The following is a 13,777-nucleotide window of genomic DNA, read 5'->3' as shown; positions in this document are numbered from 1 at the left end:
ACAATTCACCACAATTAACTCCCTTTCTGTACAGCAAAGTGAAGTGAAAACTTGGCGCCATTATCAAACTCATAATCAATATCACCCTTAAGTTGAGCCGAAAGCGTTCTTACCATCTTAAGACCTAAAGTTTTAGATTTTTTCACATCAAAATCTTTAGGTAAACCACTACCATTATCACTCATTAATAAACAAAAATTATTGTCTGAATTTCTTGAAAGAGTAATGTTCAACTGACAAATATCTTCTTTATCGAAAGCATATTTATAAGAATTCGTAATCAATTCTGTTATTATTAATCCTACAGGTACAGCCGTATCAATATGGAAAATAACATCATCAGTAATATCAATTTTCTCTTGCATATTTTTGTGCTCTCCAAAAGATGCTTTAATATGACTGACAAGTTTTGTAACAAAATCCTTAATATTTACATTAATCACATCCTCGTTCTGATACAAAAGTTCATGAATCAAGGCCACCGATTTTACACGACTCAGTCCATCAACTAAAGCAGATTTCACCTCTTCGTGCTGGGTGCTTCGCTTTTGCAGATTAAACAAGCTTGATATAATCTGAAGGTTATTTTTAACCCTGTGATGAATCTCTTTTATCAGCATTTCCTTCTCTTCCTTTTGCTTGGTGATGATCCCATTCTGTTCGCTTAGCTGATGGTTGGATTTTTTGGTTTTGCGATAGTAGTAAAAAATGATGACTACAAGCAAAAGAACAAGGATAAAACCAATTACAAAGGCATTGCGCATCTCCTTTTGTCTATGCAATTCTGCCAGCTGAACGGCATCCTTTTTTTCTTGCTCCAAAGCAATGGCTTGTTTTTCTTTCTCGTGCTCAAATTGCACTTCTAATCGCGTTATTTTTTTCAGATTCGTTTCATTAAAAATACTGTCTTTAACTTCAACCCATAATTCTCTGTACTGAAGCGCCTTGTCGTATTTTCGCAATCCTTTATAGGTATTCGACAACTTCTCATAAGCAAATTTCTTACGGTTTAGCGATCCTGTTTTTTCAGCAATTTTTAAACATCTGTTAGAATATTCCAAGGCCAAATTATAGTTTTCCATTAAAATGTAAACTTCCGAAATATTACCCAACATGACTGATATACCCCCTATTGCACCCAACTCTTCAAAAAGTGTTAAGCCCTGGTGAAAGTATAGGAGTGCCGTTTCGTAGTCTTTACGATTTAAATAGACTAGCCCAATATTATTTTTAGATCTGCCAATTCCAAACTTGTCATTCAAGCTTTCCAGAATCTCCAGAGCCTTTTGATTACATACCAGTGCTTTATCAAACTCTTCCTGTTTTAAGTGTACTCCAGCAATATTTCCATAATTAATTGCCAGTCCATACTTATCGTCAGCGTCCTCATTCATTTTGAGAGCTTTATTATAAAACACAAGCGCTTTATCAAAGCTTCCCTCATCGGAATATATCGTTCCAATATTTCCGAGTGTACTTGCTATTTTATCCTTATCTCCTATTTCTTCACTTATTTTTAGATTTTTCTGATAAAACTCTAAAGCTTTGGGATATTCTCCCTGGCGTGCATAAATGGTGCCCATACTTCCATAACAAATTTGCAAACCTGCTGTGTCTCTCTCGGCTTTTACTATTTTTAATGCCTTCTCGTAAAAATCAATAGCAATAGGAAAATTCCCTTGATCTGAATTAATTTCGGCAATCAGTAATAAATTCTCGGAGATGCGACTTCGATTAGCCATTTCCTCGAATAAAATCAAAGATTTTTCTAATTCTATTAAGGCTTTGGAAAACTCATTCTTTTCGTTATAAAGTAGCTTTCCAATTAGCATCAGACTTCTTGCTTTACCACTTTTGTAATTCAAACCGGAAGCTAAACTATCCGCTTTCAAAGCATTTATTATTGCATTATCATCATTTACAGAAGCTAACTCAACTGCAATATCATATAATATATTAACCCTGCTAGTGTCCTTTTCATTGTGCTTATGCAACAATTGTTTTAAGCTATCAAGCTTAGTCTCTTGAGCTTGACAATATTCAGAAGTAAGGACAATAAAACATGGCACTAGCAAAATAAGGCCAATTTGATTGATAAAAGCTCGCATTTAGTTATGATTAAGATTTAGCAAAACGGCACATTGGTTATGCGCTGACTAGCTAGCAGTAAAAAATGAATCGCAAAGAAACAGAATTTTCGCTTAACTTGCCTATAGATTTATTAATAGCTAACCATTTTTCTCGATAATTTAACATAAAACAATAATGAAGTGAACCGTACATTTGATATACTAATCAACATGTAAGGTAAAATAAATATTAGGCAGATGATAGATTCAAATCCCTCTTTCTTGGCTTAATCCAATATAAAAGCCCCATAAATCAGCTGATTTATGGGGCTTTCATTTTCATAGTATTCAAATACATCAATATTGAATGATGGATATTACATCGAACTCTTGTAAATTTCAATGGCATCTTCTAAGCATACGCTTTTTGGATTTCCACCTGTACATACATCTGCTAAAGCATTTTCAGCCATTAAAACAAAATCCTCTTCTTTAGCACCTAATGCTTTAATTCCAGAAGGAATACCAACATCTTTCGACAATTGAGAAATTGCATCTAATGCAGATTCGGCAGCTTCTTGTTCGCTCATTGCTGAAATGTCAACTCCCATTGCTTGTGCAATTTTGGCAAACTTCTCAGGACAAGACGATAAGTTAAAACGCTCAACATGTGGCAATAAAACTGCATTGGCTACACCGTGTGGTGTGTTGTACAATCCGCCTAATTGGTGCGCTGCAGAGTGAACAAAACCTAATCCGCAGTTCGAAAAAGCTTGTCCGGCAATAAATTGTGCCCAAGCCATTTTACTTCGTGCTTCAAGGTTGCTCCCCTCATTAACTGCATCTCTTAAGCTTTCGCCGATAAGTTGAATTGCATATAGAGACATGTGATCTGACCAATGGAATGCTCCTACAGATACATAGGCTTCAACAGCATGAGTTAGTGCATCCATTCCTGTAGCAGCAGTTAATGCAGCTGGTTTGTTTAGCATTAACTCAGGATCGTTAACAGCGATAGATACCAAACAGTTTTTATCAACCATCACCATTTTCACTTTACGCTCTTCGTCTGTAATTACGTAGTTAATGGTTACTTCGCTTGCTGTTCCTGCCGTAGTGTTAATGGCAGCAATTGTAGTGGCTTTCTTTTTAGAAATATGAATTCCTTCATAATCTTTTATATCACCTCCGTTTGTAGCTAATATTCCAATCGCTTTACCACAATCTTGAGGTGATCCACCTCCTATTGTTAAGATAAAATCGCAGTTATTCTCTTTGAAAACCTTTAATCCAGCATTTACATTTGCGCAAGTTGGATTCGGTTTTACCTCGTCAAAAACAACATAATTAATGGACTTTTGATCCATTAAATCTGTTATTTTACCAACAACACCAAGCTCATTCAGAACTTTATCGGTTACAACAAGTACTTTTTTACCATCCTGATCTTTTATTTCTTCAACAAGATCAACAATTACACCTGGGCCAACCAAACTCAAAGGAGGCAAGTAGATTCTTCTTTTCTCTAACATCTCTAATTCTATTATCTAAATTAAATATAGAAGAGGTCATTCAAAAGAAAAACCTCTTTCACAAATCCTATAAGCTTAAATAAACTGTTCTAATTCTGTTAGTTGATCTTTGCTTAATCCTGCAGGGTCGAATCCAGCAGACCAAGCTGTCAATAATAATTTTGCTCCTTTGTTTGCTACATCTAAATAATCAAAAGCTCTTTCAGCATCCTCTCCAGTTGCAGTTGCTCCATGCTTCTCCCAAAGAGATACATTGTAGTTTTTCAAACCTTCAATTGTCTTATCGGCCAAATCTTCAGAACTAGATAAAGCATAAGGTGTGCAATGAACTCCTTTAGGCACAAACACTTTAATTTCAGGACACATTTTCCATAATGAATGATTCATTTTCTCCTGATCGTTAAAAATAGGATGATGGCTCATTACAATCAATTCGATTGGATGAGTGTGAACAATGGCTTTATGAGTTGGGTTGTTTACACTATTAAATTGATGGATTTTTACGTGAGAAATCAGTTCGCAAGTAGGACCGAAATTCTCTTTCTTACCACCCCAAACTATTGAATATCCAGTTGCATCATCGTTAATTTTTAAGATACAAGCAGCTTCTTCAATACGATTGATCAAATGTCTAAGATGACATCCTGTTCCGCTAATAAAAACAACTAAACCAGCTACATTTTTTGGAAAATCAAAATCAAAATATCGATCAGGATTACCAAGTTCTACGCCTTTAAAATAATCAGATAAGTTGATAGAAATATTCCCAGCATTTCGCTCTGCCCATTCTCTATCCCAAAGGTATCCTGCAATTTCAGAAACCTTATCTATTTCGTTTTGAACCCCTTCTGGTAAATTCGTCAAGTTATTCATATTCAAAGTATTATTTTTTTTAATTATTTTTTTATAATGGTAAAAGCACACGAACATGAGTTCGACATCTATATATCGCAATTGCAATAGAGCATCTAAAAGTGCTAGTCTTTAGCTAATATTTTACTAGAATACTTACCGTAAAATGCGATCACAATAAAACACAACAATGGTAAAATAAACGATGCGTTAACCGCAGGTAAGAATCCAACAGTTCCTAAATCTATAATCATAGCTTGCAGCATTGGCATGATAGCTCCGCCTACAATAGCCATAACTAATCCAGCAGATCCTAAAGTTGTATCCTGACCAACATTTCCCAATGCGATACCGTAAATTGTTGGGAACATTAAAGACATAAATACCGATGTCGCAACCAAACAATACAAACCAGGTAAGCCAACAATAAAAATGGCACATGTTGTTGTTGTTATTCCGCCAATAGCAAACCACATTAAAAGCTGACTAGCATTAACGTACTTTAAAATAAAAGTACTAGCCAAACGACTTACAATAAACAACCCCATGGCAAGCATATTATGATATTGTCCTGCTTCTTTTGTTAAGCCTAAATTCTCGGCATATTGGATAATAAATGTCCAACACATGATTTGTGCTGCCACATAAGCAATTTGAGCAATAACACCAGTACGATATACCTTGTTTTGGAACAATCTCTTCATGGATTGTAAAGGATGCATTTGTTCCTTATTTGTAGTATTAGGCATTTTAACCGCAGCAATAATTACCAACATAACAAGCACTACAAGCCCCAAGGCTACATATGGATCTCTAATTACAGCAAGATCGTGCAATCGATCTAAGGCTTTAGTCGCGTTGTCTAATGTTGAAAACTCTATTTTATTGCCAACAGCATCCAAATGCTTATCAGCATTTAAATTTGCCAAAACAAATCGCGCAGCAACGGTCATTCCAAGAAAAGATCCCATTGGATTAAAGGACTGTGCTAAATTTAATCGACGAGTAGCTGTCTCTTTCGATCCCAATGAAAGAATAAATGGGTTGCATGTGGTTTCTAAAAAAGCAAGTCCGAAAGTTAGTACGTACAATGAACCTACAAAAAAGCCAAACATTTGAAATTGAGCCGCAGGATAAAACAAAAGAGCTCCTAATGCATACAAACCAAGACCTAGTAAAACACCTTTTTTATAACTATACCTTTGCGCAAACAATGCTGCAGGAATCGCCATGGTGGCATAACCTCCATAAAAGGCAAATTGGATTAAAGTAGCTTTGGTGTTGGTTAGCTCCATTACCGTTTTAAAAGCCGCAACCATTGGATTGGTAATATCGTTGGCAAATCCCCACAAGGCAAAAAGACTTGTGATTAGAATGAACGATAATAGATATTTCTTTTCGACAACTTTAGTTTGATTACTCACAATAAATTGGTTTAGAAGTTTCTATTGGGGTCACCCCTTTTTTTAGAATGATGTTTCCATACTTAGCTGTTTCACCAGTAATTACAACAGCATATGCTTCTGTGGCTCGTTCGTAAAAAGCAACACGTTCTATTTTTTTTATCGCCTTAGCATTCGGGTTTGTGATCTGAATACTTCTGCGATAGAGAAGCTCAACATTCGGATCGAGTTGATCGCCAGCAACCGCATCCATCATTACCAATGGGCTATCTACATATTGATCCAACTCAAACAGTGGAAGAATCGCAGCTAATAAATCAGGAACTTTTATCCCGTCAGCTCTTAATACATTCGTGTTGTAGCTTTCTCCAGGAAAGTGAGCATCAGCCAATATGATTTCATCTCCATGTCCCATTCGATATAAAACAGAAAGTAATTCTGGACTTAGTAAGGGTGATATTCCTTTTAGCATGATTCTATTATTTTTTTAATTCAATGTAGTTATTGTAGAGCTGATCGTAAACCTGTCTGTTAGCAGAAGGATTGATTACTTGTGGATTGTATGTGATTTTTTTTCGTGCTGCATTTGCCGATTTGTAAACACCAGCTCCAGCAAAAACGAACATTGATGCACCCAATACCGTTGTTTCTTTTTGATCGATCAACTGAATAGGTGTATTGCAAACATCAGCTCTTAGCTGATTCCATAACTTGTTCTTTGATCCACCACCCACGCAAATGATGCATTCCGTTTTAAATTTCCCTGCCTTTTCTACAGCCTCTAAGCCTTCGCGCAAGCGATAGGCTAAGCTTTCCAGAAATGCTCTATACACTTGGCTTCTTCGGGTACTTATGGTCAAACCTTTGATCGTTCCTGTATTGTTACTTGAACCATCATCATAAAAAGCCGGATCTACAACAATACCATTTGAACCAGGCATTTCGATCTCCGCCTCTTCAATCATGGCATCATACAATTGATCACCACTTAATTCAGGATAGAAATTTTTTGAAAACCATTCTAAAACGCCTGACCCCAACCAGTTTTGGCCAATGTTATAGACTCCTGAAATTGCATCTAATTCGGTGGTTAAATTGTTTTCTAACTCAACATTTGATGCGGTAAATGAATTGCTTCGGGTCATTACAATTTCCCAAGTTCCTGAACTTAGTACAGGCTGATTTAATTGAGCTCCTGATCCGAATATCGCAAATTGAGTATCGTGTCCCGTTAAAAACACTGGCGTTGCTTCTGGTAACCCAGTATTAATTGAAGCTTCCGAAGTAACACCTCCTACTTTATCGCCAGGTTCGCCAATGGTACCAAATTTTTGTTGATCCAGTCCAATTGCATTCAGGATTTTATCAGAAAACTCTCGTTTCCCAATATCAGCCATCATAGCCGTTCCCATCATGGTCGCATCGTTTTGCAATGCACCCGATAATTTGCTGATTAGGATAGAAGAAATAAATAAAAAGCGATGAGATTGTTCGATTATTTCAGGTCTATTTTCCTTAAACCATATCATCTTGTTTATGGTATTGAAGGCATAAGGATATATACCACTGATTTTATAAACATCTTGTAGCGGAATGTATTTCTCAATGTTATTCATTATCGGCGTTGTACGTGGACATTGCCAAGAAATAATTGGGTAGAGTAATTCTCCTTTTTCATCGATAAAAGCACCATCCACTCCAAAAGTGGTAACGGTTATACCGGCTATCCGCTTTGGATCTATTTCTTTTACAATTCCTTTTGAAGCCTCACATAATTTGTCCCATAACTTTTCCAGATCCCAGATTCTTCCTCCCGGATAATTCGGATCCTCGTCGGTTTCGTTAGGCATTGCCTGAGATGCAAGTATTTGCCCTGACTTATCCATGGCAATTACCCTTACATTTGTAGCTCCGCAATCAAAAACGATAGCTATATCTTTATGAGTCATTTTCCCTTTTCTTTTGGTATTATTATTTTCCAACATCCGATCTTGAAGATTGAACAGATGCAAGAATTATAATCATCCCTGCATCTGTCGGACTATATGGTTATTTAGATGTTGTGAGTTCTACTTCATTCCGTAAAGTGGACCATAAGTAGCACAGGCTCTATAATCTGATCCTTCTTTAGTTTCTCCGAAAGCAGTCCATGCACTTGGACGAAATACATCATCATCATTCACATTGTGCATGTTTACCGGAATTCGTAGCATAGAAGCCAAAGTAATAAGGTCGGCACCAATATGACCATAACTAATCGCACCATGATTGGCACCCCAATTCGCCATCACCGAATAAACATCTTTAAATGCTCCTGCTCCATTTGTTCTTGGAACAAACCATGTTGTTGGCCAAGTTGGATTGGTTCTTTCGTCTAACACTGAGTGGATCTCTTCAGGCAATTCAACTGTCCATCCTTCAGCAATTTGAAGTACTGGCCCTTGTCCTTTTACCATATTTACACGACACATGGTTACTGGCATTTCACCTTCAGTCTTAAACTGTGATGAATATCCACCACCTCTAAAGTATCCACGCTCAGCTTGTGGCCACAATGTTTTATCTAAACATTTTTGAGCTTCTTCTTCTGTAATTTCCCAGAAAGGCTTCATTGCAGGTTTTCCTTCTGCATCTTTTTGTTGTGCAGTAGCATCAAGTGTTGTCGAACCTGAGTTAATCAAGTGAATAACGCCACCTTCTGCCAAACCAGATAATTCCTTTCCTGTTACTCGTTTCACTGCATCAGGACTCCAATAAGTTCTTACATCTGAAAAGATTTGTGCAGTATTGGTTAACAAGTGCCCGAACAACATAGAAATGCTGTTTAAACTATCATTTTCTGTAGCGAAAACAAAAGCCTGACGGATACCATTCCAGTCGAATGATGAATTTAAAATAGCTTCAGGAAAATCAGCATTTGGTTGATAGTCGGTCCACTGACGCTGTCCTTGGAAACCACCTAAAATAGCATTTCTACCTAAGCCTTCTTCTCTAAATCCTTTATCAATTACCTTTTGATTACCAATCATCATATCACGGCAAATCAAGGTCATTTTAACTACGGTTTCCCATTCTGCTTTTTTTCTTTCGGCAGTTGCTTGCTTTTCAGGAGCATTTGGATCTTCCCCCTCTTTGCAATTCTTTTTGGTCCAAGCCAATGCCTTTTTGAATTCCTCTTCGTCATAAATACCTTCATCAATACGACGAAGAATTTCTAAGGACTCTACAAACTCTGTACGTATCCCTAAATAATCTTGAAAAAAGTTAGAATCTACCATAGAACCAGCAATTCCCATAGAACTGTATCCTATCGACAAATAAGACTTACCATTCATTTGAGCTACAGCAAGTGCTGATTTTACAAATCGCAATAATTTTTCTTGTACATCGGCTGGAATGTTCGTGTCTCCAGAATCTTGTACGTCGCGGCCATAAATACCAAAAGTTGGTAATCCTTTTTGTGTATATCCTGCTAATGCGGCAGCTAGATAAACTGCACCTGGACGTTCAGTACCATTAAATCCCCATACCGCTTTTGGCAATTGTGGATCTGTATCCATAACCTCAGTACCATAGCACCAGCAAGGAGTAACAGTTAAGGAAACACCAACACCTTCTTTTTTAAATTTATTGGCACACATTGCAGCCTCTGCAACACCACCAATACAAGTATCAGCAATTACACATTCTACTTGTTCTCCGCTAGGAAATCTTAAATTCTCTTCAATAAATTTCGCAGCTGCTTTTGCTAGATCCATCACTTGAGTCTCTAAGGATTCTCTTACTCCATTTTCTCTGCCATCAATTACAGGTCTGATTCCTACCTTTGGCAAATCTCCAATTAACCTATTAGCCATCTTATAATATCTTTAACACGTAATTATTAAACTAAAATATCCAATACAAAAATGACATCATTTGATCGTTTAATAAATGCTCAAATTCATTATATTTGTATCTGTTTCAAACATACACAGAATGAATACACAACTAAAAAAACCTGACAAAGGAGATCCTTCTGATGTATTACAGATGTTTCCCAGCTATAATTTACACTTGCATTGTTGTCGTTATTGGTGGCTTCAGCATTGGGAGTTTAATGAACTTTCATTCCCCTATTGGCGTATCTACCACAATAGCTATAAGGGCGCAGTTATCTTGTATGATAACAAAGAGTATGCTTTATCGCCGGATAAGATTGTAATGATCGCACCTAATACTTCCTATGCTACTCGATTGTACGATCATAAAATACCAGATACGGGTTATGAATTAAAAGGAGGAAGAATAAGTGCTTCGGTATCGGAGAAGCAATTGCTAGAAGAAAAATGCATATTGCATCTGTTTATCCATTTCAATATTGGAATGCCATATGACAACATTTCCCCAGGCGTATTTATTTATGAATTGACTGATCATTTAAAAGAAAAGTTGCAAGTCATAAAACGACACCTCAATTATGAGCATACCCGATTTAGTTTCTATTCAAATTTAGCTATTCATGCACTAATCAGCGATTTACTTTCTGATTTACCCGAAAATAGCTGGAATTTAATTACAAAGGACTATCGTATTTTGGAGGTATTAAGCTATGTCGAAAATAACAGTAGTGATGAATTGGCAAATCCTGTTTTGGCTGAACAGGCCAATATGGCGACGAATGCTTTCACCAGACTTTTTACGAAAGAGCTAGGTATTTCCCCACAAAAATATGTAAAGAAAAAAAGAATAGATCAGGCTTGTATTTTATTGCATCACTCCGACATATCGGTAAATGATGTAGCTATAAAAACCGGTTTTGCTGACCGCTATCACTTTTCTAGAATCTTTAAACAAATAACAGGAGTATCTCCTGCAAGGTATAAAAAGGAGTTTGGAATGAAGTAGATATTGAATTCTTACCATTTCCTCATCCATAAAGCAAAAAAACCTATTTGAAACTTGAGATAGAATTTTCTACTACCTCAAGTTTAAATAGGTTTACAAATCAATGTAAATCGTTTGATTTATGCTTTTATCTCTTTCATAGAGAATGATAGGTAAAGCAGATAAAAGGCACTTAGAAGGATGACCAAAACGGCTCCAACCTGTGAACCTAATCCATCAGACATTAATCCCATGATAAATGGAATGATAGCTCCACCAAAAACACCTGTAATCATCAAACCAGAAATCTCATTTGCTTTATCAGGACGAGATTGAATGGCATGACCAAAGATAATTGGGAAGATGTTTGCAATGGTAAAGCCAATTACTGCATAAATTGCGAATACAGCTATTTTATCACCAACAAAAATCAAAGCAATTAAAGCTAAAACTGCACCAACGATATTTATTTTAAAGAATTTGTACGAAGAGTATCTTGCTAAAAAGAAAGCTCCTAAAAATGCTCCTAAAGTACGGAAAGCAAAATAAACACTAGGACCATAACCTGCATCAATAGATGTTAATCCGCAACGCTCCATTAGGATCTTAGCCGATGCTGTATTTACGCCAACATCTACTCCAACCACAAATAAAATTCCTAAAAACATTAAAAATATAGTCTTATCCTTCAATATTTCAATAATGTCTTTAAATGAACTTGCCTTTCCTTCAATTGGATCTTCATGAATAGGTGTTGCTAATAACCAAATTGTTGAAAGAAGTGTTATAACAGCATAAATTGGAAAGATATATTGCCAATTGTCCAATTGTGTTGCCGCAAATGCAGCAATAAATGGCGCACTAAATGATGAAATGGCTTTTACAAACTGCCCGGCAGTTAAGCTACTGGTCAACTTATCTCCTTTTACGACATTTGTCAACAAAGGATTAAGAGACACTTGCAAAATTGTATTGGCAATTCCCAATAAGGCAAATGCAAACAGAGAAGTAATAAAGCTATACTCGATTAGTGGAATAAACATTGCTACAATCGTAATAACATTACTTAAAAGCACTGTCTTTTTACGACCGATTTTATTCATTAATAAACCAGTTGGAATTGAAAAAATCAAGAACATCGAAAATAAAGCAACTGGAATAAGATTCGATAATGTATCCTGAAATGCCGGACTATAAGCGCCCAATAAATCTTCTTTTACGTGTGCTGAAGTTATTCCAACCACATCACAAAATCCCATGACAAAAAATCCAAACAGTACTGGAAGGACTTGTGAGATTGATATTTTTTTACTCATAATTATAAATTAGTAATTGATATTTAATTCTCTTTTGGTTTTCACTATAATGGGTTACATCAATGGAATAATTGGCTTGATTGTATTCCAGTAATCAGAATTTAGCATTCGTGCACTTCCAATAATTGCAGCATCCTCTTTTAATGAGGAAAGGGTAATTCTAGTATTTACTCCTTGCAATTTTAAAGCTGCTTCGAAGGCTGGTCCAAATAAATTATATGCCCCGGTAACATTTCCACCAATCACCAATACTTTAGCATCGAATTTTTTCAACCATGGACCCAAAAATTCGCCCATGTTATTTCCATATTGAGTGAATATATCTGCAGCCTTTGGATTCGTTGTAGCAGCTTCTGCAATTGGGCGAGCTCCAGAAACTTCCAATCCTGTTTCTTCTTTGTATCTCTTGATAAACCATCGAGTTGAAAATGAATCATCGGCGATACCATTAGCATAAGGCAAATGCCATACACAGCCCATTTCAGGAACACTATCACCTTCTACAACAGGGATTCCAGCATCAACAAAAGCAGAACCAAAACCAGTACCCAAAGTAATCGACATATTCTTAACAGCATCCGCAGCACTTCCTAACCAAGCTTCACCAACAGCAAAAGCTGATGCATCATTCATAAAACGAAGTGGTGTTGAATCATCTAAGCCCAATAAAACTTTCAATTTCGAAGCTACATCAACTCCATTCAGACTTTCATATTTGTCTACTTGAGCAAACCGTCCAATTCCATTTGCATATTCAAATGGTCCTGGCATACCAAAACCAATTCCTGCTAATTCATCCTTATTTATGGATTTTAACGATTTGGACAAAACATCAGCCCAACCTTTAAGAATCGTATCTTCATCAGCCTTGTTGTCAACATCTCCTTCACTATTGGTTCCTTCAACCAATTCTCCTTTTTCAAGATCTACAAGAGCACAAGAAATATGACTCCCTCCTACATCTGTTCCTATTGCATATTTTTTCATCGTCTTTTTTAAATATCTAAATGATTTGATTTCTGATTCAATATTAACTTCTTTTCAAAGCTTTTTTTACTGCTTTTTTCACCAATTTCTCCATCACTTTGTATCCTGCGACACTAGGATGAACAGTATCTCTTCCATACTCTTTCTTCAATCCTTTTTGTTTATTTACCATCGGCTTATAATAATCTATTAAAACCAGATCATTTTTCTTTGCATATTTTCTTATCAACTTATTCAAAGCGATAATTTTATCAGCAGGTTCAATTCCTGGACGCCAAGAATAAGAAATAGCAGGCAAAGCTGTTGCTAACACAACTTTAATTCCATTCGCTTTTGCCAATTCTGCCATAGAAAATATATTTCCTGCAATCTGTTTGATTGTTATAGGACCTTTATTCTCGGCTATATCATTTGTGCCAGCCAATATCACAACCACTTTTGGATTTAATTCAATTACGTCTGGTCTGAAACGCAGTAACATTTGAGAAGTAACCTGACCACTTATTCCACGATTGATATAAGGGTTTGAACTAAAAAAGGAAGCATCATACTTTTCCCATTTTTCAGTAATCGAGTTCCCCATAAATACAACTCTAGCTTCATCTGCTGCTGGAAGTGCCAATTGAGAATTAGCCTCTGCATATTTTTTCAAATTAGCCCAATCCTGAGCCATTGCCGATGATGTTAGACATCCGATAAACAAGATCACCAAAAGTGATTTCAAACTTTTCATACTAGTCATTTTTATATTG

11 protein-coding genes are annotated in these 13,777 nt (G+C 36.3%); 1 reads left to right on the top strand and 10 read right to left on the bottom strand.

What is annotated here, in order from left to right; genetic code table 11:
• Positions 1–14: 14 nt before the first annotated feature.
• From L3049_RS13955 to L3049_RS13925, 7 genes are all read right to left on the bottom strand, one after another.
• Entirely contained in the window at positions 15–2,108 is a 2,094-nt protein-coding gene (locus tag L3049_RS13955) for a tetratricopeptide repeat protein (protein WP_275110432.1), read from the bottom strand.
• 338 nt (positions 2,109–2,446) lie between these two features.
• Positions 2,447–3,601 (bottom strand): iron-containing alcohol dehydrogenase, encoded by a 1,155-nt coding sequence (locus L3049_RS13950; RefSeq protein WP_275110431.1) that lies wholly within the window; start codon positions 3,599–3,601, stop codon positions 2,447–2,449.
• 75 nt (positions 3,602–3,676) lie between these two features.
• A complete protein-coding gene (gene rhaD, locus L3049_RS13945) occupies positions 3,677–4,474 on the bottom strand; it encodes a rhamnulose-1-phosphate aldolase (protein WP_275110430.1) in 798 nt (265 codons plus the stop codon).
• Between the two features lie 104 nt (positions 4,475–4,578).
• On the bottom strand, positions 4,579–5,877 hold the full coding sequence (gene fucP, locus L3049_RS13940; RefSeq protein WP_275110429.1) for an L-fucose:H+ symporter permease: 1,299 nt from the start codon (positions 5,875–5,877) through the stop codon (positions 4,579–4,581).
• Complete coding sequence (gene fucU / locus L3049_RS13935) at positions 5,870–6,328, bottom strand: L-fucose mutarotase (protein WP_275110428.1); 459 nt, start codon at positions 6,326–6,328, stop codon at positions 5,870–5,872. Before fucU ends, fucP begins: the two co-directional genes overlap by 8 nt.
• A gap of 7 nt (positions 6,329–6,335) precedes the next feature.
• Positions 6,336–7,841: an L-fuculokinase gene (fucK, locus tag L3049_RS13930; protein WP_275110427.1), complete on the bottom strand. Its 1,506-nt coding sequence runs from the start codon at positions 7,839–7,841 to the stop codon at positions 6,336–6,338.
• 84 nt (positions 7,842–7,925) lie between these two features.
• Complete coding sequence (locus L3049_RS13925; protein ID WP_275110426.1) at positions 7,926–9,713, bottom strand: L-fucose isomerase; 1,788 nt, start codon at positions 9,711–9,713, stop codon at positions 7,926–7,928.
• A 121-nt stretch (positions 9,714–9,834) separates the two neighbouring features.
• Between L3049_RS13925 and L3049_RS13920 the strand changes: the two genes are divergently transcribed.
• On the top strand, positions 9,835–10,743 hold the full coding sequence (locus tag L3049_RS13920; RefSeq protein ID WP_275110425.1) for a helix-turn-helix domain-containing protein: 909 nt from the start codon (positions 9,835–9,837) through the stop codon (positions 10,741–10,743).
• Between the two features lie 119 nt (positions 10,744–10,862).
• On the opposite strand, the gene L3049_RS13915 is transcribed toward L3049_RS13920, so the two are convergent.
• Genes L3049_RS13915 through L3049_RS13905 form a run of 3 tightly spaced genes read right to left on the bottom strand, consistent with a single transcriptional unit; the run spans position 10,863 to position 13,758 of the window.
• Positions 10,863–12,038 carry an MFS transporter gene (locus L3049_RS13915; protein ID WP_275110424.1) on the bottom strand — a complete coding sequence of 392 codons (1,176 nt, stop codon included), beginning with the start codon at positions 12,036–12,038 and terminating at the stop codon, positions 10,863–10,865.
• A 54-nt stretch (positions 12,039–12,092) separates the two neighbouring features.
• Positions 12,093–13,025 carry an ROK family protein gene (locus L3049_RS13910; RefSeq protein WP_275110423.1) on the bottom strand — a complete coding sequence of 311 codons (933 nt, stop codon included), beginning with the start codon at positions 13,023–13,025 and terminating at the stop codon, positions 12,093–12,095.
• 43 nt (positions 13,026–13,068) lie between these two features.
• Entirely contained in the window at positions 13,069–13,758 is a 690-nt protein-coding gene (locus tag L3049_RS13905) for an SGNH/GDSL hydrolase family protein (protein WP_275110422.1), read from the bottom strand.
• Positions 13,759–13,777: the final 19 nt, after the last annotated feature.

This window comes from Labilibaculum sp. DW002 (assembly GCF_029029525.1).
Taxonomy (GTDB): Bacteria; Bacteroidota; Bacteroidia; order Bacteroidales; family Marinifilaceae; genus Paralabilibaculum; species Paralabilibaculum antarcticum.
Note: the sequence above shows the minus strand (reverse complement) of the source record. Positions and strands in the feature narration are given on the sequence as shown.

Excerpts from the sequence above, each read along its gene's own strand:
- L3049_RS13925 (WP_275110426.1), bottom strand. The coding sequence starts at position 9,713 with ATGGCTAATAGGTTAATTGGAGATTTGCCAAAGGTAGGAATCAGACCT.
- L3049_RS13955 (WP_275110432.1), bottom strand. The coding sequence starts at position 2,108 with ATGCGAGCTTTTATCAATCAAATTGGCCTTATTTTGCTAGTGCCATGT.
- L3049_RS13905 (WP_275110422.1), bottom strand. The coding sequence starts at position 13,758 with ATGAAAAGTTTGAAATCACTTTTGGTGATCTTGTTTATCGGATGTCTA.
- L3049_RS13910 (WP_275110423.1), bottom strand. The coding sequence starts at position 13,025 with ATGAAAAAATATGCAATAGGAACAGATGTAGGAGGGAGTCATATTTCT.
- L3049_RS13920 (WP_275110425.1), top strand. The coding sequence starts at position 9,835 with ATGAATACACAACTAAAAAAACCTGACAAAGGAGATCCTTCTGATGTA.
- L3049_RS13915 (WP_275110424.1), bottom strand. The coding sequence starts at position 12,038 with ATGAGTAAAAAAATATCAATCTCACAAGTCCTTCCAGTACTGTTTGGA.
- L3049_RS13950 (WP_275110431.1), bottom strand. The coding sequence starts at position 3,601 with ATGTTAGAGAAAAGAAGAATCTACTTGCCTCCTTTGAGTTTGGTTGGC.
- fucU (WP_275110428.1), bottom strand. The coding sequence starts at position 6,328 with ATGCTAAAAGGAATATCACCCTTACTAAGTCCAGAATTACTTTCTGTT.
- rhaD (WP_275110430.1), bottom strand. The coding sequence starts at position 4,474 with ATGAATAACTTGACGAATTTACCAGAAGGGGTTCAAAACGAAATAGAT.
- fucK (WP_275110427.1), bottom strand. The coding sequence starts at position 7,841 with ATGTTGGAAAATAATAATACCAAAAGAAAAGGGAAAATGACTCATAAA.